At 35.5% G+C, this 23,663-nt stretch carries 18 protein-coding genes; 9 read left to right on the forward strand and 9 right to left on the reverse strand.

The annotated features are described in order from the left end of the window. Positions 1 to 121 precede the first annotated feature (121 nt). From IEV50_RS10985 to IEV50_RS10995, 3 genes are all read right to left on the reverse strand, one after another. Positions 122 to 859 carry a (Fe-S)-binding protein gene (locus IEV50_RS10985; protein WP_188414108.1) on the reverse strand — a complete coding sequence of 246 codons (738 nt, stop codon included), beginning with the start codon at positions 857 to 859 and terminating at the stop codon, positions 122 to 124. Between the two features lie 21 nt (positions 860 to 880). Continuing rightward, complete coding sequence (locus tag IEV50_RS10990; RefSeq protein ID WP_188414109.1) at positions 881 to 2,188, reverse strand: MFS transporter; 1,308 nt, start codon at positions 2,186 to 2,188, stop codon at positions 881 to 883. Positions 2,189 to 2,381: 193 nt separating this feature from the next. Beyond that, a complete protein-coding gene (locus IEV50_RS10995) occupies positions 2,382 to 4,274 on the reverse strand; it encodes a RecQ family ATP-dependent DNA helicase (RefSeq protein WP_188414110.1) in 1,893 nt (630 codons plus the stop codon). Between the two features lie 72 nt (positions 4,275 to 4,346). Here IEV50_RS10995 and IEV50_RS11000 point away from each other — a divergent pair, with 72 nt between their 5' ends. After that, positions 4,347 to 7,574, forward strand: a complete 3,228-nt coding sequence (locus IEV50_RS11000; protein ID WP_188414111.1) for an amidohydrolase family protein — start codon at positions 4,347 to 4,349, stop codon at positions 7,572 to 7,574. A gap of 84 nt (positions 7,575 to 7,658) precedes the next feature. Here IEV50_RS11000 and IEV50_RS11005 read toward each other — a convergent pair whose 3' ends face one another. Next, positions 7,659 to 9,875 carry a B12-binding domain-containing radical SAM protein gene (locus IEV50_RS11005; protein ID WP_188414113.1) on the reverse strand — a complete coding sequence of 739 codons (2,217 nt, stop codon included), beginning with the start codon at positions 9,873 to 9,875 and terminating at the stop codon, positions 7,659 to 7,661. A gap of 234 nt (positions 9,876 to 10,109) precedes the next feature. On the opposite strand from IEV50_RS11005, the gene IEV50_RS11010 reads away from it, so the two are divergent. Further along, positions 10,110 to 10,826: a hypothetical protein gene (locus IEV50_RS11010; RefSeq protein WP_188414115.1), complete on the forward strand. Its 717-nt coding sequence runs from the start codon at positions 10,110 to 10,112 to the stop codon at positions 10,824 to 10,826. Positions 10,827 to 10,862: 36 nt separating this feature from the next. On the opposite strand, the gene IEV50_RS11015 is transcribed toward IEV50_RS11010, so the two are convergent. Next, complete coding sequence (locus tag IEV50_RS11015; RefSeq protein WP_188414117.1) at positions 10,863 to 12,053, reverse strand: BaiN/RdsA family NAD(P)/FAD-dependent oxidoreductase; 1,191 nt, start codon at positions 12,051 to 12,053, stop codon at positions 10,863 to 10,865. A 54-nt stretch (positions 12,054 to 12,107) separates the two neighbouring features. Between IEV50_RS11015 and IEV50_RS11020 the strand changes: the two genes are divergently transcribed. Then, positions 12,108 to 13,247, forward strand: a complete 1,140-nt coding sequence (locus tag IEV50_RS11020; RefSeq protein WP_188414119.1) for a 5-(carboxyamino)imidazole ribonucleotide synthase — start codon at positions 12,108 to 12,110, stop codon at positions 13,245 to 13,247. 79 nt (positions 13,248 to 13,326) lie between these two features. Continuing rightward, positions 13,327 to 13,857, forward strand: a complete 531-nt coding sequence (gene purE, locus IEV50_RS11025) for a 5-(carboxyamino)imidazole ribonucleotide mutase (protein WP_188414121.1) — start codon at positions 13,327 to 13,329, stop codon at positions 13,855 to 13,857. Between the two features lie 14 nt (positions 13,858 to 13,871). Here purE and IEV50_RS11030 read toward each other — a convergent pair whose 3' ends face one another. Beyond that, on the reverse strand, positions 13,872 to 14,435 hold the full coding sequence (locus IEV50_RS11030; RefSeq protein WP_188414123.1) for a YqgE/AlgH family protein: 564 nt from the start codon (positions 14,433 to 14,435) through the stop codon (positions 13,872 to 13,874). A 45-nt stretch (positions 14,436 to 14,480) separates the two neighbouring features. Between IEV50_RS11030 and pdxH the strand changes: the two genes are divergently transcribed. The 4 genes from pdxH to IEV50_RS11050 all read left to right on the forward strand — a co-directional run bounded on the left by pdxH (position 14,481) and on the right by IEV50_RS11050 (position 19,298). Further along, on the forward strand, positions 14,481 to 15,131 hold the full coding sequence (pdxH, locus tag IEV50_RS11035) for a pyridoxamine 5'-phosphate oxidase (protein ID WP_188414125.1): 651 nt from the start codon (positions 14,481 to 14,483) through the stop codon (positions 15,129 to 15,131). 460 nt (positions 15,132 to 15,591) lie between these two features. Further along, entirely contained in the window at positions 15,592 to 16,488 is an 897-nt protein-coding gene (locus IEV50_RS11040; RefSeq protein ID WP_229746703.1) for a 3-hydroxybutyryl-CoA dehydrogenase, read from the forward strand. A gap of 31 nt (positions 16,489 to 16,519) precedes the next feature. Beyond that, a complete protein-coding gene (gene ruvB, locus IEV50_RS11045) occupies positions 16,520 to 17,542 on the forward strand; it encodes a Holliday junction branch migration DNA helicase RuvB (RefSeq protein ID WP_123206201.1) in 1,023 nt (340 codons plus the stop codon). 247 nt (positions 17,543 to 17,789) lie between these two features. Next, positions 17,790 to 19,298 (forward strand): carbon-nitrogen hydrolase family protein, encoded by a 1,509-nt coding sequence (locus tag IEV50_RS11050; RefSeq protein WP_188414127.1) that lies wholly within the window; start codon positions 17,790 to 17,792, stop codon positions 19,296 to 19,298. Positions 19,299 to 19,367: 69 nt separating this feature from the next. On the opposite strand, the gene IEV50_RS11055 is transcribed toward IEV50_RS11050, so the two are convergent. Next, entirely contained in the window at positions 19,368 to 19,574 is a 207-nt protein-coding gene (locus tag IEV50_RS11055; RefSeq protein WP_188414130.1) for a hypothetical protein, read from the reverse strand. 146 nt (positions 19,575 to 19,720) lie between these two features. Between IEV50_RS11055 and queG the strand changes: the two genes are divergently transcribed. After that, on the forward strand, positions 19,721 to 20,653 hold the full coding sequence (queG, locus tag IEV50_RS11060; protein WP_188414131.1) for a tRNA epoxyqueuosine(34) reductase QueG: 933 nt from the start codon (positions 19,721 to 19,723) through the stop codon (positions 20,651 to 20,653). Positions 20,654 to 20,725: 72 nt separating this feature from the next. Here queG and IEV50_RS11065 read toward each other — a convergent pair whose 3' ends face one another. Further along, on the reverse strand, positions 20,726 to 22,585 hold the full coding sequence (locus tag IEV50_RS11065; protein WP_188414133.1) for a M1 family metallopeptidase: 1,860 nt from the start codon (positions 22,583 to 22,585) through the stop codon (positions 20,726 to 20,728). 34 nt (positions 22,586 to 22,619) lie between these two features. After that, the gene (locus IEV50_RS11070) at positions 22,620 to 23,582 is read right to left on the reverse strand and encodes a 3'-5' exonuclease (RefSeq protein WP_188414135.1); all 963 of its coding nucleotides are present in this window, start codon (positions 23,580 to 23,582) and stop codon (positions 22,620 to 22,622) included. Between the last annotated feature and the right edge of the window lie 81 nt (positions 23,583 to 23,663).

Here is a 23,663-nt window from a genome sequence, read left to right on the forward strand (position 1 = left end):
TGTTCTATGTTTTGTTGTTTAGATACGAAAGGTTAAAAAAGGTTTAACAAAGGTGTTATAGATTAAACGCTAAACTTGTTAAAAATTGTTAAATGCTTGTAAATCAGAGGTAATAATCTTGTTAATATTCAGTACTCTCCAGCCAGCCATTACATAAAACATCAACAATGTGCATGGTTTTAATTGGAAGATTGTTTTTATCGATATAACCTTGAAGATGTAAAAGGCATGATAAATCTGTAGAAATAATATAATCGGCATTTTGAGCCATTGCATGATTAACTTTTTGCTCGGCCATTGCGGATGAAATCGCATCGAACTTTACAGCAAATGTGCCCCCGAAACCACAGCACATATCAGTATCTTCCATTTCAAGCATTTCTAAACCATGAACTTTTGATAGCAATTGACGAGGCTCATCTTTAATTTTACATTCTCGTAGTGCACTGCAAGAATCGTGGTAAACGGCTTTCCCCTCTAATTCAGCACCGAAATAATCTTTTTTTGCTACATTAACAAGAAAATCAGAAAGCTCCCAGATGTTGGATTGTAAACTTCTACATTTGTTGTGTACAATTGTATTGGTAAATAAATCGTTAAAACCACCTTTAACCATTCCTACGCAAGACGCTGATGGAGCTACAACGTAGGTGTTTTCAGTAAAATCATTCAAGAATTTTGTTCCAACTTCTTTAGCTTCATCCCAGTAACCGGCATTGTAAGCCGGCTGACCGCAACAGGTTTGTTTTGAGTTGTATGACACTTTACAGCCCGACTTCTCTAATAATCTTAAAGTATTAAATGCGGTTTCGGGATATAACTGGTCGACAAAACAGGGAACAAACAATTCTACTTTCATAATTTTTTTCAGAGCACAAACTTACAATTTTACTAATTCTTTGCGTTCTGTTTTTTTCAATAGTGCTAAAAACACTAAACCAACAATAAAAAATGATGCCAATGCGATAATAGAGAAACGGATATTTCCTGTTAAATCTTCAATGTATGCAAAACTGAAAAGCCCAATTACAATGGCTAGTTTTTCGGTAACATCATAGAAACTGAAAAATGAAGTTGAATCAAGTGTGTTTTGCGGCAAATATTTGGAATACGTAGAGCGAGATAAAGATTGAATACCGCCCATGATTAAACCAACAATAGCTGCTAAGGAATAAAACTGGTATTCGTTCGTGATGTTATACCCGTAAACGCAGCAACCAATCCAGATGACAACAACCATCATTAGCACGTTAACATTACCCCATTTTTTCGCTAAGAACGACATCAACAATGCGCCCGGAATGGCTACCAACTGGATAATTAAAATTACAGCGATGAGTTTTGCTGTTCCAAGTTTTAATGTTTTCTCTGCAAAGCCAGCCGCCGCCAACATAATCGTTTGTACACCCATGGAATAGAAAAAGAAGGAAAGCAAAAATCCTTTCAGCTTTTTAATTTGCTTTAACTGTTCCCAAACTTTAGCCAACTCGCTAAATCCATCTTTTATAATATTTGTGGATACCTTATCCGTCTGTGGTTTTCCATTGGGCAATACCGAAAATGGAATTTGCGAAAATGCTATCCACCACACACCGACTAAAAGAAATGATAATCTCGGTGGGAATGATGCATCAACAATACCGAACCATTCAGGCTTCAATACAAATAAGAAACACACCAACTGCAATACTACAGAACCAATATATCCATAAGAAAAACCCTGAGCACTAACCCTATCCTGATGTTCTTCAGTTGCAATTTCTGGCAAATAGGAATTACTAAACAAAACACCGCCAATGTAACCCATTGCTGCCAATGCAAAAAAGATAATGCTCATTTCTAGCGTATCCAACTTAAAGAAATAAAGTGCCATACAGGCCAAACCACCCATGTAGGTGAAAAATTTCATGAATGATTTTTTATTGCCTCTTCTATCCGCAATTGATGATAAAATTGGCAAGGCAAAAGACATAATTAAATAAGCAAAAGACAATGCATAGTTGGATAGCGAAGTGTTTACAAAGGTTCTTCCGAAAAACTCAACCTTATCGCCATGTTCTTTTGTTGTGGTAATAATGGTGTAATATGCCGGAAAAATAGTTGATGTAATGACCAAATTATAGGCCGAGTTTGCCCAATCGAAGAAAGCCCAAGAGCGGATGGTTTTCTTATTGTTTTTTTCTATCATTTGTTTTTTCGCTTCGCGGATGATTACATTAATTAGCGCCACACCAACCCTCCTAAGAACGGAGGGAGAGCAAAGCGATTAAATTATTTTTTTAGATTTCGCCAATAGTTACTGTTCACAAAACTAACATTTTATTGACAATTTAAGACGCATCTTCATACCATATCCCCTCATCCATTTTAACATTTTCCATTTACAAGTAGTATTTCTTCCCATCAGTTTTAATCTTGCCTGCATCTAAAAGTTCGCGAATTGCTTCAATCCTTTCCATTTCTGAGCCGTTATTAATATTAGTAACCAAATCATCTAAACTTAAAGGTTGCTGCTGAAGCAACGAAATGATTTCAAACTCAATTTCATCACTCATTTGTAATTCGTTCTCTGCTCGTTTTTCAGCTAAGCAAACATCACAAACGCCACATTTTGTTGCGATGTGTTCATCAAAATAGTTGAGCAATTGAATACTGCGACATTTATTTGTTGTAGTATAGGCAATCACTGCATTAACTTGGTTTAGGAGAATTTCTTTCCTAAGCTCAAGATATTTCACATCTAAGTCAAAATGTTCCATATCAATCCTTGGGCGAACATATTGCAATTGCGGTTGGTCGGTTTGTTGAATATAGGTTAGCATTTCTATCGACTGTAATTTGTTAAGCAAGGCGATTACATCTTTAAAAGATATTCCTAATTTTTTAGCTAAATCTGCCTCATTTAGTTTAACAAAACCATCAAAAGCACCACCGTAAGAACGGAGTATGGTCTTGATAACCCCATCATAAGCTTTATTTTCGATCTGGAAACGATAAACATCTTCATGACCAACAATAAACATCAGCCTTGATGGCAAGAAAACACTTTCTGACAATGTAATGTAGCCATCATGCTCCAAAAATTTTAAAGCCGAAATTGTTTTTAAAACACTAATATTAAATCTCTTGCAGAAATCAGCTATATCAAAAGTAAAAGTCAGACCCTCACCCGCCCCAAAAGCCAACTGGAAGTAATTTCCTAAGTAATGATATACCTTTCTAATTTCATCCGGTGATGGAAAGCTATTGATATATCTTGATTCTAAACTTAAAACATCAGAATTGTTGGCGAGTAGAACGGCATAACTTCGCTTTTCATCACGACCTGCTCTTCCTGCTTCTTGATAATATGCTTCTAAACTTTCTGGTAAATCTAAATGTACAACGAAACGAACATCAGCTTTATCAATGCCCATCCCGAATGCATTTGTAGATACCATAATTCGTGTTTTATTCAGTTTCCAGTCTTCTTGCTTTTGAAAACGAATATCTCTTTCCAAACCTGCATGATAAAAATCTGCTTTTATTTGATTGCGATTGAGAAAGTTTGAAATTTCAGCAGTTTCTCGCCGGTTACGAACGTAAACCAATCCTGTTCCCTTTACATTTCTGCAGATATCGATCAGTTTTTTATATTTGTCTTCTTGCCCGAAAACGACATAGCTTAAATTATCTCGAGCGAAACTTTTAACAAAAACCTGTGGATTTTGCATCTCCAGTTTTTCTACAATATCTTTACGAACAAAATCCGTTGCTGTAGCCGTAAGTGCCAAGACAGTTACATCAGGAAGAACTTCTCTTAGTTTGGAAATTTGCTGATAAGGAGGCCGAAAATCATATCCCCACTGCGAAATACAATGTGCCTCATCTACAGCAATCAGATTAACATTCATGTAAGAAATCCTAACACGAACCAAATCGGAAAGTAAACGTTCAGGAGATAGGTACAGGAATTTAATTTTGCCATAAATGCAGTTATCTAAAAGAATATCGATTTCTCGTTTACCCATTCCTGCATAAATCGCGATAGCTTCAATTCCTTTCGATTTTAGGTTTTCGACCTGGTCTTTCATCAGGGCGATAAGCGGAGAAACTACTATACAAATCCCCTCTTTAACCAAAGCAGGAACTTGGAAACAAATAGATTTGCCTCCGCCTGTTGGCAAAAGTGCCAGACTATCTTTTCCCTCTAAAACCGAAGTAATTATATCTTGCTGTAGCGGCCTAAAAGCTTGGTGCCCCCAATATTTTTGTAAAATCTCTATTGCTGTCATAAATCGGCAGTATCAAAACTATAAAAAAGCTATTGATATTGCTAAATTGCGCCACAATTAATTAAAATTTAGATGAAACAACTCTATTTTCTATTTGCACTTTCGCTTTTATTTTTCGCCTCCAACGCCCAGGAAAAAAAATGGGATATAGAAAAATTTCAGGGAACTACTAAAAACTTTAATTTAAATACAGATGAAGGCACTTGGATGAACCTTGATGTTAGTGCCGACGGACAAGAAATAGTTTTTGATTTATTGGGCGATATTTACACCCTGCCAATCACGGGTGGCCAAGCGAAGTTGATTAGCGGCGGAATTGCTTATGATGTACAACCAAGGTTTAGCCCTAACGGAAAATATATTTCATACACCAGCGATAAAAGCGGTGGCGATAACATTTGGATAATGAACAGAGATGGTTCTGGTAAGAAACAAATTACGAAAGAGAGTTTCAGGTTGTTAAATAATGCCACTTGGATGCCAAATAGTGAATATATTGTAGCTAGAAAACATTTCACGGCTGGCCGTTCATTAGGTGCAGGCGAAATGTGGATGTACAGTATAAATGGTGGTGATGGTGTTCAGTTAACAAAGCGCAAAAACGACCAGCAAGATGCAGGAGAACCAAATGTTTCGCCTGATGGAAGATATGTTTATTTCAGCGAAGATGTTACTCCAGGACCAAATTTCGAATATAGTAAAGACCCAAACGGAACCATTTACGCCATTCGTCAGTTGGATTTAACTACCGGCAAATTAAATACCTTAATTAATGAACAAGGTGGCGCTTGCCGACCGCAGGTTTCGCCTGATGGAAATTTAATTGCCTTTGTAAAGCGTGTTCGTTTGAAATCGACATTGTATGTTCAGAATATAAAAACTGGTGAAGAGTGGCCTGTAAACGAAGATTTATCTCATGACCAGCAAGAAACTTGGGCTATTTTTGGTGTTTACCCTAACTTTGCCTGGACACCAGATAGCAAGAGTTTAGTTTTTTATGCTAAAGGAAAAATCAGAAAAACCGAAATTGGTAATTTAATTACTTCAACTATTCCATTTCAAGCAAATACTGTTCAAACCGTTCAGCAAGCCCTACATTTTGAGCAACAAGTCTTCAATACCAATTTTTCAGCTAAAATGTTAAGGCAGCTAACAACATCGCCTGATGGAAAAATAGTTGTTTTCAATGCAGCTGGTTTTATTTATAAACAAGAGTTGCCAAATGGCACACCCGAAAGATTAACTAATGGATTAGATCTTGAATTTGAACCAAGTTTCAGTCCTGATGGAAAGTTTGTAATTTATACAACCTGGAGCGATGAACTTCGTGGTGCAATAAAAAGAACCGATTTAAAATCAGGAAAAACGATCACTTTAAGCGATGAAAAAGGCTTTTACTATTCTCCTCAATATTCAACAAAAGGTGATAAAATCGTTTTCAGAAAAGGAAGTGGAAACGATGTTTTAGGTTATAATTATGGTAGAGGAACTGGAATTTTCGTTATGCCTGCAAACGGTGGTTCAAAAATTTTAATATCTGAAAATGGCATTAAACCATCTTTCAATAATACCGATACAAGAATTTATTTTCAAAGTTATGCTGAAGGTAAAAAAGCCTTAAAAAGTATTGATTTAAACGGCGCGAATGAAAGAACACATTTTACATCTCAATATGCAAATCAGTTTGTTATTAGCCCTGATAACAAATGGCTGGCCTTCAACGAATTGTTTAATATTTACATCACGCCAATGATAAATATTGGAACCGCTCAGGATGCTTCGGCTGTAAATAAAGCCATTCCTGTTGCAAAAGTAACTACGGATGGTGGAACATACATGCAATGGAGCGCAGATAGCAGAACCCTACATTGGACATTAGGCCCGAAATATTTTACTATTGATGTAAACAGTGCTTTCAATTTCGATGGTTCTACACCTAAAACTCAAGCCAACTCAGTTGATATTAACTTAACTTTAAAAAGCGACATACCAACTGGAATTGTGGCGCTAAAAGGTGCGAGAATAATCTCGATGAAAGGAGATGAAGTAATTGAAAACGGAACGATTTTAACTGATGGAAATAAAATTACAGCAATTGGAAAAGCTGATGCGGTAAACATCCCTACAAACGCAAAGGTTATTGACGTGAATGGAAAAACCATTATGCCAGGAATAATTGATGTTCATGCACATTTACGTACCAGCCCTGATGGAATTTCGCCGCAAAGTGATTGGAGTTATATGGCCAATTTAGCTTTCGGTGTCACTACTGCTCACGATCCATCGAGCAATACAGAAATGGTTTTCAGTCAGAGCGAAATGCTCAAAGCTGGTAGAATGGTTGGTCCCAGGGTTTATTCTACTGGTTCAATTTTATATGGTGCGGATGGCGATTTCAAAGTTGTCATCAATAGTTTAGATGATGCTCTTGCAAACTTGAAAAGACTTCAATCTGTCGGTGCATTTTCAGTTAAATCCTACAATCAACCACGAAGAGAGCAACGCCAGCAAATTTTAGAAGCTGCCCGCCAATTAAAAATGGAAGTTGTGCCAGAAGGCGGTTCGACGTTTTTCCACAACATGAATATGATAGTTGATGGACATACCGGAATTGAGCACAGCATTCCGGTTTTGCCTGTTTATAAAGATGTAACCACACTTTGGAATAATACTTCTGTAGGTTACACACCGACCCTAATTGTGGCTTATGGCGGTCAGTGGGGTGAAAATTACTGGTACGATAGAACAAATGTTTGGGAAAATGAAAAGTTAATGACTTACACGCCACGTTCGATTATTGATGCCAGAGCAAGACGTAGAACAACTTCAGAATACAGCGATTACAACCACATCGATATAGCAAAGGCGGCGAAACAAATTGCTAATGGTGGTACAAAAGTTAACCTTGGTGCTCACGGACAAATACAAGGTTTAGGTGCGCATTGGGAATTGTGGATGTTTGTTCAGGGTGGTTTTACACCAATTCAAGCCATTCGAAATGCTACATTAAATGGAGCACATTATTTAGGCATGGATAGGGAAATTGGTTCGTTAGAAGTTGGGAAACTAGCTGATTTAGTTATTATGGATGCGAATCCTTTGAATGATATCCGCAATTCTGAAAAAATAAAGTATGTAATGATTAATGGCCGTTTATACGATAGTGCAACTATGAACGAGGTCGGAATAAGAGAAAAAATTCGTGGTAAATTGTGGTTTGAAAATGCAAGAGGTAATGGTTTTGTTGTACCAAATGGCGAGTCAGAAACCTGGACATATACGGTTCCGCATTGCGATTAACAGATGTTTCTGCCATATAAGGAATGTAAGAGAAATAAGTCTTTGAGCTTAAATGAATCTTATATTTCTTATGTGGTTGCTTTATTACAATACCAGCAATCCAAATTCTCTCAACGTATTAATAGGCTTTGAATACCAGAATAATTCAAAGTTTTCCATATCTATTTCAAAATCAGATTTTACTTCAGCAAAAGTATAAACCTTTTCATTTGAGACATGGATTTTATCTAAAATAGAAACCAACCATTCGCCCTCACTTTTATTGGTTTGAATGGTAAAAGTTTCTCGTTTATCGTGAAATGTTATTGAGGCCGTTTCCCAGGTATTTCCTTTTTTCGATTTTGTAAAATATTCAGCTGATGGCTTTCCGCCTATCCAAACCACTTTTGCTGTTGGTTTGGTATTGAAACTATCATTGTCATTTAAAGCCTGCTCAATAAAATCGGATGGAATTTTAGTCCTCGGAATTTTAAAATCGAACCAGTCTTGCAGCCCGTAATCAAAACAAATTCCATGCATAAAATTAAAAAGCGATTTCTTTAATCCAAAGCTAAATTGATTATGGTCTATTCCAGTTTTGTCTATATAATTGATGTCGTTATTGGCAAAACTTCCGATTGCTTCCGTTTCCTTAACTACCCCAAACCTTTCAGGATACATCCCAACCGGACTATGGGCAGTCATAGCAAATTGATGCCAGAAACCAGATTGCAAAACACCGGCCTCGAACAACTGACGAACCATTTCAAGGCTATCAATAGTTTCCTGAATGGTTTGCGTTGGGTAACCATACATTAAATAAGCGTGAACCATAACTCCGGCAGCAGTAAAATTTCTTGTAACTTTTGCTACTTGTTCTACCGTAACGCCCTTATCAATCAGTTTTAATAACCTATCGGATGCAACTTCTAAACCGCCAGAAACAGCAATACAGCCCGATGCTTTTAACAACAAACATAAATCGGCAGTAAAGCTCTTTTCAAAACGAATATTGGTCCACCAGGTTACGGCTAATTTTCTGCGAATAATTTCCAATGCAACCTCTCGCATTAAAGCTGGTGGAGCAGCCTCATCTACAAAGTGAAAACCATTTTGACCAGTTTTGGCATATAGATCTTCAATTCTATCTACAATCTGTTTGGCCTGAACGGGTTCATAAACTTTTATATAATCCAAAGAAATATCGCAAAAAGTACATTTTCCCCAGTAACAGCCATGCGCCATTGTTAGTTTATTCCAACGCCCATCACTCCACATCCGGTGCATTGGGTTTACAATTTCAATTACTGAAATGTATTTATCTAATAGTAAACCAGCATAATCAGGTGTTCCCACATCAGCTTGTTTATAATCTTTTCTGAAAGAATCATTTTTATAAACAACTTTATCATTTTCTAGCAAAAATGTACGTTTATACATTTGTATTTCAGCTGGAACTGCCCCACTAATGTTCTGAATTAACAATTCAATTGGCAATTCGCCATCATCCAGGGTGATGAAATCGAAAAATTCAAAAACACGTTTTTCAGAAAGTGAACGCAATTCAGTATTTGGAAAACCTCCACCCATAGAAATTTTAATTTCAGGATGATTGGCTTTTACCCATTGTGCACAGCGAAAAGCACTGTACAAATTCCCAGGGAAAGGAACGGAAATCAGGAACAGTTTAGGATGTATATTTTCTACTTTATCTTTTAAAATAGAAATCAGGATGTTATCAATGTAGGTTGGCGCTTGATTTAAAGCCTCGTACAATTCATCAAAGGAGTTAGCACTTCTGCCTAAACGTTCCGCATATCGACTAAAACCAAAGTTTTCATCTACACATTCAACTATATAATCTGAAATATCTTCAAGGTAAAGTGTGGCTAAATGTTTGGCTTTGTCTTGTGTTCCCATTGCGCCAAAAGCCCAATCCAATTCCTCCAATTGTGCAAAGCGAGAAGCCTGAGGAAGAAAATCATCGCCACAAATTTGCAAAGCCAACGTTGGGTTTTTACCTTGTAGAAAAGAAATAACCGAATCAATTGTTTTTAAGTATTCATCTTTTAAAGCCAGAATTCGCTTTGCATTATCGTTTAATGGTTTTTGCTCATTTACACATTGACTATGCTCAGTTTGGTAGAATAAATTATTTAAACCTTTTTTTGAAAATAATTCCAAAATGACTTCAATACCTAAATCTGCTTGTGTGGAAGAGATATTTTTAGTGTTCAAAAAACCTTTTATATACGCCGTTGCCGGATATGGCGTATTCAGTTGAGTAAATGGTGGCGTAATGGCAAAGATTTCGGTTTTCAAATGAAATTGTTTTTTTTGCAAAAGTAAAGGAATTTCGGAAGATTAGTCGTTTTTAATATGTTCATTACTCTCGTTATTTCGATCGCAGCCGAGAAATCTTTTTAATTAGATAGCATCATTCAAAAATTCTTCATTATATTACTTTCCAGTTGATAAGATGACCCAGAGTAAATACATTAAACTAAATCTCTAATCAAAACGTTTTAGATACACATCAACACCTTATCTACCTGCATGAAAGCTTTGAATCTCTTTTTTCTGATGCTCTTTACACAATTCACCTTTGCTCAAAAACCATTTTTATTCCCCAAAGTAAAAATACAAGGTATTTCTGTTGAACAGCTTACCCCTATTAATTGGACGGTAATTGAAACTGCGAATGGTGATTTAAACAATGATGGAACCGAAGATTTAGCAGTAATTTTTGAATCAAATAAAATTACAGACGAAACCAGAACTTATGGCGACAATAACACTGAAATCATCAAGGAAACCCAAAAACCAAGAATTCTAGCTATCTTTTTTAAAGATAAATTGACAGAAAACTATCTTTTATCTATGCAAAACAACGATTTTATTTTACGTGCTCAAGAGGGTGGAAAACTTGGCGACCCACTTAATCAAATCGGCATTAAAGACCAGCAATTGTATTTAAGGTTTCAAGGTGGAGCAGAATGGCGCTGGGAAATGGGCTACACTTTTAAATTTGAGAACAAAGATTGGTTTTTAACGAGTGCCATAAATCTTTATTTCAACCAAAATACAGGCGACATGACCGAAAGGGTTTACGATTTTAAAACCCGAGAACTATTTACCACAGTTGGCAACTTACACAAACGAGATATTGCTAATCAGAAAAGTAGTGAAGTTTTGTACTTCTCTCAATTAAGAACTTTTAAAACCTTTAAAAAACCTTGGGCTTGGGAAATAATGCCGAATGTTTATTTGTAATGATAAAGTGTTTATTACGAGTGCGCTAAAGATTAATTACATATTCTGCGCTATTACAAAACCGCTTGCCCAGGCCCATTGAAAATTATAACCGCCTAACCAGCCCGTAACATCTAAACATTCACCACCAAAAAACAAGCCCGGTATTTTTTTACACTCCAAAGTTTTAGAAGAAATTTCATTAGTATCAATTCCGCCACGCATTACTTCGGCTTTATCATAACCTTTATCGCCGGCTGGTTTAACTTTAAATTCATGAATCGTTTGTTCGATTAATTGGATTTCTGAATTGGTTAAAGCAGCAACAGGTTTAGTTAAAGGTAAAAATTTACCCAATGCATCAGTAAACTTTTTGGTGTAAAAGCGATTTAGCAAAGTTGATAAAAGTGTTTTTCCATTTAACATTCGCTCCTCGTTCAATAAAGAAATAATATTATGATGCGGTAACAGATTTATATTAACCAATTCTCCTCTTCGCCAGAATGAAGAAATTTGCAATATTGCAGGACCACTTAAACCCCAATGGGTAAATAAAATATTCTCTTCAAAAGAAATAGTATCGTTGCTTACTTCGCACAAAACCGAATTGCCGGATAGCTGAGCAAACCATTCCTCATCTTTTCCGGTAATGGTTAATGGAACCAAAGCAGGTGCTGTCTCTACTATTTTCAAACTATGTTTACGAGCGAAACGCAAAGCAAAATCTGTTGATCCCATTTTTGGAATTGGTAACCCACCCGTGGCGATAACCAACTTTCCAGATGTTATAGTAATTTTTTTGCCCTTCTTTTCATAAGTGACCTGAAAACCATCAGATAGAATTTCGATATCCTTAACATCGGCATCACATCTAATTTCCTGTCCAAAATCTTCACAAATTGAAGTAAAAACCTGGACAACATCTTTTGCATTTTTATCATCAGGAAACAATTGACCTAATGTTTTTTCCTTACCATGAATACCGTAGGTTTCAAAAAAACTGACAGTATCATCCACTGTCCACTGACTAAAAGCCGATTTGATAAAGTGTGGGTTGGCAGAGATAAATTGCTCATCAGATGCAAATTGATTTGTATAATTGCAACGACCGCCACCAGAAATTAAAATTTTAGCACCCGGTTTTTCATTCTTTTCGAGAACAATTACTTTTTTACCCAAATAGCCAGCCTGTACCGCACACATTAATCCGCAAGCTCCTGCACCAATAATTATTGCATCAGCATTCATCAATAAAATTTATTATGGTTACTTTTGTGCAAAAGTAGCATTATTTTCAAGCGCATGGCAAAACAGATTAGCGAATTAAAATTGGGTATTTTAGGTGGCGGACAATTAGGCAGGATGCTCATCCAGCAAGCAATAAATTATAATGTTACCTCTTTAGTGTTAGATCCTGACCCTGATGCACCTTGTAAAAACATTGCAAATTACTTTGAAAATGGTTCAATTACAGATTTTGATACCGTATATAATTTCGGCAAGAAGGCAGATATTATTACCATTGAGATAGAAAAGGTAAATATTGATGCCCTTGAGCAGTTAGAGAAAGAGGGGAAACAAGTTTTTCCTCAATCGAGAGTTATTCGATTAATACAAGATAAAGGCGTTCAAAAACAGTTTTTCAAAGAAAATGATATTCCTACTTCTCCTTTCCAAATTGTAAATACAAAAGAGGATATGGAAAATAGTCATATTCCATTTCCATATATTTTGAAATTAAGAAAAGATGGTTACGACGGCAAAGGTGTAATGAGAATTAACAGTGTTGCAGATTTGAATAAAGCTTTTGATGCCCCTTGTATTATTGAGAAGTTAGTAGATTTTGAAAAAGAAGTTGCTGTAATTGTTGCTCGTAACTCAAAAGGTGATATGAAAACTTTCCCAATGGTTGAAATGGAGTTTAATCCAGAAGCAAACTTAGTTGAGTTTTTGATTTCTCCATCTACTTATGCAGAAAGTTTACAACAAAAAGCAGAAAATATCGCCAAGAACATTGCATCATCAATGAATATCACTGGCATTCTTGCCGTGGAGATGTTTGTATGCAGCGATGGAGAATTATTAGTAAATGAAGTTGCTCCACGTCCGCATAATAGTGGTCATCAAACTATAGAAGGAAATTACGTTTCTCAATTTGAACAACATTTACGTTCAATTTACAATTTACCACTTGGCGATACTACAAGTATTACCAATGCTATTATGATAAATTTACTTGGTGAAAAAGGCTCTGAAGGTGTTGCAAAATATGAAAACCTAGAGAAAATTTTAGCTATTGATGGTGTATTTGTTCATCTATATGGAAAGAAATATACAAAACCTTTTCGTAAAATGGGTCATGTAACCATTGTTGATATCGACAGAGAGAAGGCGATTGAAAAAGCCAGATTTGTGCAAAAAACCTTAAAAGTAATTGCTTAGCCCCCTAGCCTCATGAAGGGGGAATTAAAAAGCAAAGAGGAAAAACATAATTAAAAGATAAAATAAAAGATTAATATATATGAGTGTTGGAAATTCAAGTTCCCTTTTAGGGACGGAGGGGTCTGTATTAGTAGGAATAATTATGGGTAGCAAATCGGATTTGCCTGTTATGCAAGATGCTGCTGATGTATTAAGAGAATTTGGAATCAGTTATGAAATTACTGTTGTTTCCGCACACAGAACGCCGGAACGTATGTTCAACTATGCTAAAGAAGCGCAAGGCAAAGGTTTGAAAGTAATTATTGCAGGTGCCGGTGGTGCTGCTCATTTACCTGGTATGGTTGCATCAATCACAACACTTCCTGTAATCGGTGTTCCTGTTAAATCATCAAATTCTATTGATGGCTGGGACAGTATTTTATCTATTCTGCAAATGCCAAATGGTATTCCTGTTGCAACAGTAGCTTTAAATGCCGCTAAAAATGCAGGTTTATTAGCTGTACAAATTTTAGCCACTGCTGATGAATCTTTAACAGTAAAAATGCAGGCTTATAAAGAAGAACTGAGAAGAAAAGTTGAGGAAAGTGCAGAAGAAATGAACAAAATATAGATGCCATGTTGAGCTTAGTTCAAACTTGGATCTACAGGAAAATTACTTATATGGGCATACTTCGGACCTAAGTTTACAATTACATCTCTCCACAGCTTTTCATCGTCGTTACCGAAAATAATATCCGGGTGAGAAATATCACTCACCATCCAAGCGTTTTGTTCAATTTCTTTATTTAATTGTCCGTCGTCCCAACCGGAGTAACCAAGAAAAAACTTTACTTCATTTTCATCAATAGCATTTGTATTGATAAGAATTTTAAGCGTTTCAAAATTTCCTCCCCAATAAATTCCATCTCCAATTTCTTCACCGCTTTGTAATTTATCATAACACCTGTGGATAAAATGTATCGTATCTGCAGCAACTGGTCCGCCAAAGTAAATTTGATTATCAGCAGCCCATAAATCCTGAATCACATCTTTTAAAAGCAAACTACCAACCTGATTTAATATATAACCAACAGAACCATCATTACCATGTTCGGTTAATAAGATTACTGATCTTTTAAAATTAGGATCTGCCATAAACGGCTCGGAGATAAGTAATCTACCTATTTTTGGTTTTATATTGTTAAGCATGATGATAATCATTTGTAGCACCGTAAAAGATGCCTATTTTTGTTTATGCAAGTTACAAATGAATTTCTACAAAACCTGCGCCAGGATTATAAAAGCGCAACGTTAGATGAAGCTGACGTAGATAACAATCCGATTACCCAATTTAAAAAATGGTTTGACCATGCCATCGAAGCGCAGGTTTACGAGCCAAATGTAATGACGTTGGCAACAGCAGATAAAGCAGGGAAACCTGATGCCCGCATTGTTTTGCTTAAAGGCGTAGATGAAGATGGTTTCAGATTTTTTACTAATTACTTAAGTGCTAAAGGAAAAGAACTAAAAAGAAATCCTTATGCAGCATTAGTTTTTTTCTGGCCTGATTTAGAGCGACAAGTAAGGATTGAAGGTATTGTAGAGAAACTTGATAAAGAAACATCTGAAGAATATTTTATCACTCGGCCCGTTACAAGTCAGATTGGAGCTGTAGTATCACCTCAAAGCCAAATTATTCCTGATAGGAGATTTTTAGAAGAAAAGTTCGAAAATTTAAAAGCAAAAAGCGATAATAAAACAATTGCAAAACCTGCACATTGGGGTGGTTATATTGTTAAACCAACAAGAATTGAATTTTGGCAAGGTCGCAACAGCAGATTACATGATAGAATTAATTTTGAGTTAATAAAAGGAAACTGGATAAAAACCAGATTAGCCCCGTAGAAAAGCGGTCAAATTAAAATAGAGATCTGCCATCCGGCCAAATCTCTATTTTTTAAACTAATCATTAACTAACCTAAATTTACTAGGAAGTGTCTTTATAAAAACGTCTTTAGTTTTTCAAACTTTCGACGAGTATTTTATTTTACATACCAAGCGATTAAAAAGCTTTTTTTTCTTGATGAATAAGATGACTTTATGAGATAACAATTTTTATACCGTTTATCGGTGAATAAATTATTATGTGCTGACAAGTGAAAGATTGACTATGATTCATAATTTATTTAACAATTTTTAACTTTAAATAATTATTTAATAATATATAAACGTTATTCTTTACAAGATAGATTTAATGATTTTAATTAAAAAAGGACAATCCCATTAAAGAAGTTTTATTAAAAAAACTAGTTTTACAAACAAAACATATCTCTTTAAAATACTATAAAGCAAAAAAACTAACCAAATGATAAAGAATATATCTGTTATAGGCTCAGGAACAATGGGAAATGGTATTGCACATACCTTTGCACAGTTCGGCTATAGTGTAAATTTAATTGATATTAACCAGGAAGCTTTAGATAAAGCCTTACAAACCATAACTAAAAATCTGGATAGGCAAATTGGAAAAGGCACATTAACAGAAGAGCAAAAAGTAGAAACTTTAAAGCATATAATCACTTCAACATCCGTAGAAGCCGGCGTAAAACATGCCGATTTAGTTGTAGAAGCAGCAACGGAAAATTTAGATTTAAAACTTAAAATATTTAAAGATTTAGATTCCTTTGCCCCTGCAGATGCAATTTTAGCGTCAAACACATCTTCAATTTCTATTACTCAAATTGCAGCTGTTACAAACCGAGGAGATAAAATAATCGGTATGCATTTTATGAATCCTGTTCCGGTAATGAAATTAGTTGAAGTGATTCGTGGCTATCAAACCAGCGACGAAACAACAAAAACCATTATGTCGCTTTCCGAAAGTTTACATAAAACACCAGTTGAAGTTAATGATTACCCTGGTTTTGTAGCAAACAGAATTTTAATGCCAATGATTAATGAAGCAATTTATACACTTTATGAAGGCGTTGCAGGCGTTTATGAAATTGATACAGTAATGAAACTTGGCATGGCACACCCAATGGGGCCATTACAATTAGCTGATTTTATTGGGCTGGATGTTTGTTTGGCTATTCTTAAAGTTTTACATGATGGGTTTGGAAATCCTAAATATGCACCTTGTCCGCTTTTAGTAAATATGGTTGCTGCAGGCAAAAAAGGTGCAAAAACTGGCGAAGGTTTTTACACATATACATCAGGTTCAAAAGATTTGATAGTTGCCAACAAATTTAAGAAATCCTAATTTTTTTAGCATTAAATTTTATATTTGCTGTATGAACGAAAATCTTGACCCTGAAGCGAGCAACCTAACCCCTACCGATAGAGATATTGAAAGGGTTTTACGGCCTCAAGCTTTTGAAGATTTTACGGGACAAGAAAAAGTAATGGAAAACCTACGGATTTTTGTTCAGGCAGCAAAACTTCGTGGTGAAGCATTAGATCATGTTTTGCTTCATGGCCCTCCAGGATTAGGAAAAACAACCTTATCTTACATTATTGCCAACGAAATGGGCGCAGGTATAAAAGTTACCTCTGGTCCTGTTTTAGATAAACCTGGAGATTTAGCAGGCTTACTTACTGGTTTAGATACCGGAGATATTCTTTTTATTGATGAGATTCATCGTTTATCGCCTTTGGTTGAAGAATATTTGTACTCGGCAATGGAGGATTTTAAAATTGATATTATGTTAGAAACCGGACCAAATGCTCGTTCGGTACAAATATCTTTAAATCCTTTTACGCTGGTTGGTGCCACTACCCGTTCGGGTTTACTTACTGCACCTCTGCGAGCCCGCTTTGGAATTAATGCCAGATTAGCATATTATGATGCCAAGCTTCTAACTACAATTGTTCTGCGCTCATCAGATATTTTAAAAACACCTATTAACGATGAAGGTGCATACGAAATTGCCCGTCGTAGTCGTGGAACACCTCGTATTGCAAATGCCTTGCTTCGTAGAACGAGAGATTTTGCTCAAATTAAAGGCAATGGAAATATCGATACAGAAATAGCCCGTTACGCTTTAAATGCACTCAATGTTGATGAGCATGGTTTGGATGAAATGGATAATAAAATTTTAGTGACCATTATTGATAAGTTTAAAGGTGGACCAGTTGGATTAAAAACCATTGCTACCGCCGTTGGCGAAGATGAAGGCACCATTGAAGAGGTTTATGAGCCATTCTTAATTCAGGAAGGGTATATCATGAGAACCTCTCGCGGAAGAGAAGTAACCGAAGCTGCTTACAAACACTTAAAGAAAATCTACCCAGGGCAAACTGGAAAGTTGTTTTAAGGTAAGATTTGAGCTTTTTCTTTTGCAGAAACTTTGTTTTTAAACGGGATGGTAGCGATATCCTTTTTTGATATTCCTTAGACAAGCTCCGGATGACAATGCCAAAAAAGATATAGCGAACAGCCCGGCTGTATTAACAAAAGAACTTGTTGCTTTCATTTCCAAAAACCTCTAATCAAATTTTAGACTTTATTTTTACAAACATTAAATGCATTTATCCGTTGGGTAAGTGTAAAACCAACAAATTATGAATATTGAATTACGTAAGTTAACGCTCGAAGATTATGCCGATTTAAAAGATTCTATGACCCAGGCTTACGATAGTATGGGTGGTTCTATTTGGCCAAAATCAAGCATCGCTAAACTTTTAAATATTTTTCCGGAAGGTCAGCTTTGCATCGCAGTAGATGAAAAGGTTGTAGCCTGTTCTTTAGCCATCATTGTGCAATACGACGAATATGGCGACAGGCATACCTACAAATTAATTACTGGAGATTACTCCTTTACCACGCACGACTCAAATGGAGATACCTTATATGGGATAGAAATTTTTGTTCACCCCGATTTCCGTGGTTTACGTTTAGGTAGAAGATTATACGAAGCCCGTAAAGAACTTTGCGAAAGTTTAAATTTAAAAAGTATTATTGCAGGTGGCCGAATTCCGGGTTATCATACTTACTCAGAAACCTTGACACCAAGGCAATACATTGATAAAGTTAAGGCTAAGGAAATTTACGATCCAACTTTAACTTTCCAGATTTCTAATGATTTTCACGTTAGAAAAGTTTTAAAAAATTATCTACCAGGCGATAAAGAATCAAAAGAATATGCAACCCTTATAGAATGGAATAATATTTACTATCAAGGTATTGATGCTTCTGCCCGTTCAGCTATGACCATTAGGTTAGGTTTAGTACAATGGGAAATGCGTTTGTTTCCAGATATGGATGCATTTTATGAGCAGGTAGAATTTTTTGTTGATGCATTAAGTGGATACAAATCAGATTTTATTCTATTTCCCGAATTGTTTAACACACCACTGCTTCAGCCATACAATCATTTACCAGAGATTGAAGCGATGCGTAAACTTGCTGAAAAAACTAAGGAAATTGTAGATAGAATGCATGAATATGCCTTGAGTTACAATGTGAATATTATTACTGGTAGCATGCCTTTATTAGAAGGAAACAAACTCTATAATGTTACTTACTTATGCCACAGAACGGGTAAAATTGATGAATACCGAAAAATTCATATTACGCCAAATGAGCAAAAATACTATGGTATGATTGGCGGTGATAAAGTGAAAGTTTTTGATACCGATTGTGGTAAAGTAGGTATTTTAATCTGCTATGATGTTGAATTCCCTGAATTGAGCAGAATTTATGCAGACCAAGGAATGCAAATTTTGTTCGTTCCATTTTTAACAGATACGCAAAATGGATATACCAGGGTAAGACATTGCGCACAGGCCAGGGCAATAGAAAACGAATGCTATGTTGCAATTGCAGGATGCGTTGGCAATTTGCCTAAAGTAAATAATATGGATATTCAGTTTGCACAATCGGCAGTTTTTACACCATCAGATTTTGCCTTTCCTACCAATGCCGTAAAAGCAGAAGCAACGCCAAATACTGAAATGGTTCTGGTTGTTGATGTAGATTTACATTTACTGGATGAATTACATCATTATGGTACGGTAAAAATTTTGAAAGACAGAAGAACAGATTTATATCAAACGAAACTGCTTAAGTAAAATTCATATAACAAAAAATGCCGGTCACATCACTAACCGGCATTTCTAATTACACTAAAGCTACTATATTTATTTTCTCATTGCAAACCAAACAATTAAGCCAATTATTACCGCAATTGGCAAAATCCATTTTAATACAGAACCTGCTCCATTAACATCTTTCTCTGTAACTGCGGGTTTTGCTGGCCCGGGGTTATCTTTATGACTTTCGTAATCTTTTTCTATAGGTTTCGGAGTTTCTCCGCTTTCGGTATGTTTTGGATCTACATTTTCCATTATATAAAATTTTATCGCGTTAAATAAACTTTATGATTTCTTTTGTTAAATAGATTTCAAAAGTTTGGGTTAATTAATTTAGTTTCAAGAGAACAACAAGCAATAAAGCAAAAGGTTTTAATCCTAAGCCCTATCTTTGTATATTAATGTTTAACAATTCTTCAAAATATAGCCAGCTAATAAAAGATGAAGCCATAAGATTGGGCTTTATCGGATGCGGCATTTCAAAAGCAGAATTTTTAGAAACCGAAGCGCCACGATTAGAGCAGTGGTTAAATTTGAACCATCATGGCGAAATGAAGTATATGGAAAACTACTTCGATAAAAGACTAGATCCAAGGTTACTGGTAGATGGTGCTAAATCGGTTATATCACTTTCGCTAAATTACTATACTGATGATAAACAATCTGACCCGGAAGCTCCAAAAATCTCAAAATATGCTTACGGACAAGATTATCACTCCGTTATAAAAGAAAAACTTAAAGCGCTTTTAATTTTTATCGAAGAGAATATAGGAGAAGTTGGTGGAAGAGCTTTTGTTGATTCTGCACCTGTTTTAGACAGAGCCTGGGCGCAACGTTCGGGCATTGGCTGGATTGGAAAAAACTCTAATCTGATAAGTAAACAAAATGGATCATTTTTTTTCCTTGCTGAATTGATTGTCGATTTAGAGTTGGATTATGATAGTCCCTTTCATAAAGATCACTGCGGCACATGTACACGATGTTTAGATGCCTGCCCTACCGATGCCATTATTTCGCCGCAGGTTGTTGACGGTTCCAAATGTATATCTTATTTAACTATCGAACTTAAGAACGAAATACCAATTGAGTTTAAAGACAAAATGGATAATTGGATGTTCGGATGCGATATTTGTCAGGATGTTTGTCCGTGGAACAGATTTTCTAAAGCACATAATGAAGATGCATTCAAGGCAGACAATGGTTTGCTTGAGCTAAATGCAAAAGAACTAACAGAAATTACGGATGAGGTTTTCAAAAAGGTTTTTAAGGGTTCAGCTGTAAAACGAACAAAGTTTACAGGTTTAAAAAGAAATATTGATTTTTTGAAACCATAAAAAATTAAATTCAATATTACAAATTAATCAAAATAATAAGAAAGAAACTTCATAACTGATAATGATAAAAATTTAATTCACAGAAAAACTATTATCAGATTTAACTTTATCAGGCGTATGAGGATTTCCCATCACAACCTTATTTAATTTTTTAGTTGTTTTAATTTCAATGGTTGTTTGGTTGTTTCCTTTTTCCCAAACACCAATTGTGCTATGGTTATTTTCTGTAGAGCCGTTTTCATAACTCAATCGCAAATCAATAGGTAAAGCTTTAACGCCTTTATTTTCCACCACTATTGCATAGCCAAAACTTGTTTTCGTTACAGATTTTATGGCCAGATCTACAACCCCGCCTTCAAAAAACCAGGGTTTCCAAAACCAATTTAAATCTTTTCCACTGCCCTCATTCATGCTATTAAAGAAATCGTAAGGCATAGGGTGTTTACCATTCCAGTTCTTAATATAATTATGTAACGCCTTGGTAAACAAATCATCACCCAGGTAATCTTTAACAAACAGATAAGCTAAACCAGGTTTAGGATAGGAATTTGTAAATGATCCTGAACCTTTTAAATCAGGCGTTAATGTCATAATAGGCGAATCATCTTTACCACCAGAACTCGAGGCCGTAGGTTGAACACCATATTCATCAATAATTGTAGAATCAATCATTGGCGAAATAAGCCACTCACCTATCGTTGCCCAACCTTCATCCATCCAACCGTATTTGGTTTCATTAATACCCATGTAAAAAGGAAACATGGTATGAAAAATTTCATGGTCGGTTAGGGTAATAGCATCCTCACGTTTATCAACCGGGTTATCATTAACCATCATTGGATATTCCATTTGATCTAAACCATCGAAAACAGTTTCATGGTTATAAGGGTAAGGCCATTTCGGAAATTTATAACTCATGGCCTCCACAGTTTTACGGGCAAAATCAATTACTTCGTAGTAATCTTTATGTTTCGGATTAAAAACTGCATCAACCCGAGTGCGTTTTTTTGTTAATGGATCAACAACCAAACTTGATGATTTCCATAGATAATGGTCGCTTAACGCAAAGACGAAATCAGTTACGTTTTTAGCCTCAAATTTAAAAGTATTGAAGGGCTTAGTTTGCGTCACTCTTTTAGCGGCCAAGTCGGCTTCTGCAATTACATCAACTACGGCGTCGTTTTTTTCTGCCGAAACTATTCTAGATACGATTTCCTTTTGAAAAACATCAGAAGCATTTTTTAAATCGCCTGTAGCCCAAACGCCGTAACCTTCGGGAACAGTTACTTCCGCATTAAAATTATCAAAATCATTATAAAACTCTTCAGCACCTGTGTAGGGATATTTATTCCAGCCATCAACATCATCATAAACCGCAATTCTTGGAAAGAAATAAGCAACAAAATGTGAACCTTCATCCACCTGACCAGTACGCATGTGCGAACCCTTATTTAAAGTGTAGTTGTAGGTTATTGCAAATTTAATGGTTTTACCAGGCATAACGGAAGGAACTTTAACAGTCATGTTAGTCCCATCAACATTAAAATCTGAAATCAATTTCCCGTTTGCTGTAAGTTTTTCAATTGCAACACCTTCGCCCAAATCTGCTTCAGCGAATTTTGCTTTTCGAGGTGTTCCTTTTTTATATAGATTTGGGTAAAGTTTAAACCAAATTTCTTTTAAAGTATCCGGACTATTATTGGTATAAACCACATCAACAGTTCCTTTTAATAATCTACTAATTGGATTAAAATCAACATTTAACTTATAATCAGAGCGATTTTGAAAATAATTTTTTCCAGGTTTACCATCTAAACTTCTTGTGGCTTTTTGATAAGTATTTTCAAAAACCGGCGCAATCGGAAGCGTAACCTGAGCATTTAAATAAAATGCTGATAATATTAAAATACTAAAAATTTTTATTGATTTCATTAAACGATTGATGGGGAAAAATTAAAACATAAATCTACTTTCCAAACTTCATTTTCAACTGCTCCAACATATCTGTATTAATTGGTTCTGCTGGTTTTTCTTCTGGCTTTGGTTTGTTGTATTGGGGTTTAATATAATGCGGTTTATTTGCGGGGGTCGGATTTTGTGCTTTTGGTGCTTTATTTTCGTTCTTTTTAACGTTAAATTTTGCCCATTCTTCATCCAGTTTTTTCTTGGTGTAAAGCGGGAAATCGCCTTGCTTCATCCATGCATAATAACTTGGTTCTACACTAAAAACTTGTTCTGTAGTTTTGCCTTTATGCTTTCCAAAATTAAAACAAACTTCATCATTATCATTGTAAACCAATCTACCGGCAAAATCTACCGGTTTATTAATATTTGTAAAAATGTGTAATGCATCAACATCATTTACAACTGGAACGCTTTTTACACCCTGTTTACTTTCAAATTCGGTTTCTTTATACATATCAAGCTGTCCGAGCAGCACTTTATAAGTTGCAATAACATCAGCTTCAGCGGCATGTGCATTAACTAAATCATCATTACAATAAAATTTATAAGCTGCTTTTAAAGTCCGTTGTTCCATCTGGTGGAAGATGTTTTGAACATCTACAAACTTTCTTCCGCTCATATCAAAATCTACTTCGGCACGTAAAAATTCTTCGAGCAACATCGGGATATCAAATTTATTAGAATTATATCCTGCCAAATCACTTTCACCTAAAAACTCAGCTATTTCAGCAGCAAGTTCTTTAAATGTGGGCTCATTAACAATATCTTCATCGTAAATTCCATGTATTAAGGATGTTTGTAATGGAATAGGCATTTGAGGATTAACACGCCATGTTTTGATTAATTCTGAACCATCTGGCATTGCTTTTAAAATTGCTATTTCTACAATTCTATCTGCACCAACGTTTATACCTGTTGCCTCTAAATCGAAAAAAGCTAAAGGACGTTTTAAATTTAATTTCATTACTTACTAATATGAGATTAAGACATAAGATTTTTGAATCCCATATCCGGAATGTTTCTTTAATCAAAAGTGCTAAAAAGG

Origin of the sequence: Pedobacter mendelii (assembly GCF_014635725.1) — a bacterium.
GTDB classification, from domain to species: Bacteria; Bacteroidota; Bacteroidia; order Sphingobacteriales; family Sphingobacteriaceae; genus Pedobacter; species Pedobacter mendelii.

Excerpts from the sequence above, each read along its gene's own strand:
- IEV50_RS11065 (WP_188414133.1), bottom strand. The coding sequence starts at position 22,585 with ATGAAATCAATAAAAATTTTTAGTATTTTAATATTATCAGCATTTTAT.
- IEV50_RS10995 (WP_188414110.1), bottom strand. The coding sequence starts at position 4,274 with ATGACAGCAATAGAGATTTTACAAAAATATTGGGGGCACCAAGCTTTT.
- IEV50_RS11055 (WP_188414130.1), bottom strand. The coding sequence starts at position 19,574 with ATGGAAAATGTAGATCCAAAACATACCGAAAGCGGAGAAACTCCGAAA.
- purE (WP_188414121.1), top strand. The coding sequence starts at position 13,327 with ATGAGTGTTGGAAATTCAAGTTCCCTTTTAGGGACGGAGGGGTCTGTA.
- queG (WP_188414131.1), top strand. The coding sequence starts at position 19,721 with ATGTTTAACAATTCTTCAAAATATAGCCAGCTAATAAAAGATGAAGCC.
- IEV50_RS11070 (WP_188414135.1), bottom strand. The coding sequence starts at position 23,582 with ATGAAATTAAATTTAAAACGTCCTTTAGCTTTTTTCGATTTAGAGGCA.
- IEV50_RS11020 (WP_188414119.1), top strand. The coding sequence starts at position 12,108 with ATGGCAAAACAGATTAGCGAATTAAAATTGGGTATTTTAGGTGGCGGA.
- IEV50_RS11030 (WP_188414123.1), bottom strand. The coding sequence starts at position 14,435 with ATGCTTAACAATATAAAACCAAAAATAGGTAGATTACTTATCTCCGAG.
- IEV50_RS10990 (WP_188414109.1), bottom strand. The coding sequence starts at position 2,188 with ATGATAGAAAAAAACAATAAGAAAACCATCCGCTCTTGGGCTTTCTTC.
- pdxH (WP_188414125.1), top strand. The coding sequence starts at position 14,481 with ATGCAAGTTACAAATGAATTTCTACAAAACCTGCGCCAGGATTATAAA.
- IEV50_RS11050 (WP_188414127.1), top strand. The coding sequence starts at position 17,790 with ATGAATATTGAATTACGTAAGTTAACGCTCGAAGATTATGCCGATTTA.
- IEV50_RS11015 (WP_188414117.1), bottom strand. The coding sequence starts at position 12,053 with ATGAATGCTGATGCAATAATTATTGGTGCAGGAGCTTGCGGATTAATG.
- IEV50_RS10985 (WP_188414108.1), bottom strand. The coding sequence starts at position 859 with ATGAAAGTAGAATTGTTTGTTCCCTGTTTTGTCGACCAGTTATATCCC.
- IEV50_RS11010 (WP_188414115.1), top strand. The coding sequence starts at position 10,110 with ATGAAAGCTTTGAATCTCTTTTTTCTGATGCTCTTTACACAATTCACC.
- IEV50_RS11000 (WP_188414111.1), top strand. The coding sequence starts at position 4,347 with ATGAAACAACTCTATTTTCTATTTGCACTTTCGCTTTTATTTTTCGCC.
- ruvB (WP_123206201.1), top strand. The coding sequence starts at position 16,520 with ATGAACGAAAATCTTGACCCTGAAGCGAGCAACCTAACCCCTACCGAT.
- IEV50_RS11040 (WP_229746703.1), top strand. The coding sequence starts at position 15,592 with ATGATAAAGAATATATCTGTTATAGGCTCAGGAACAATGGGAAATGGT.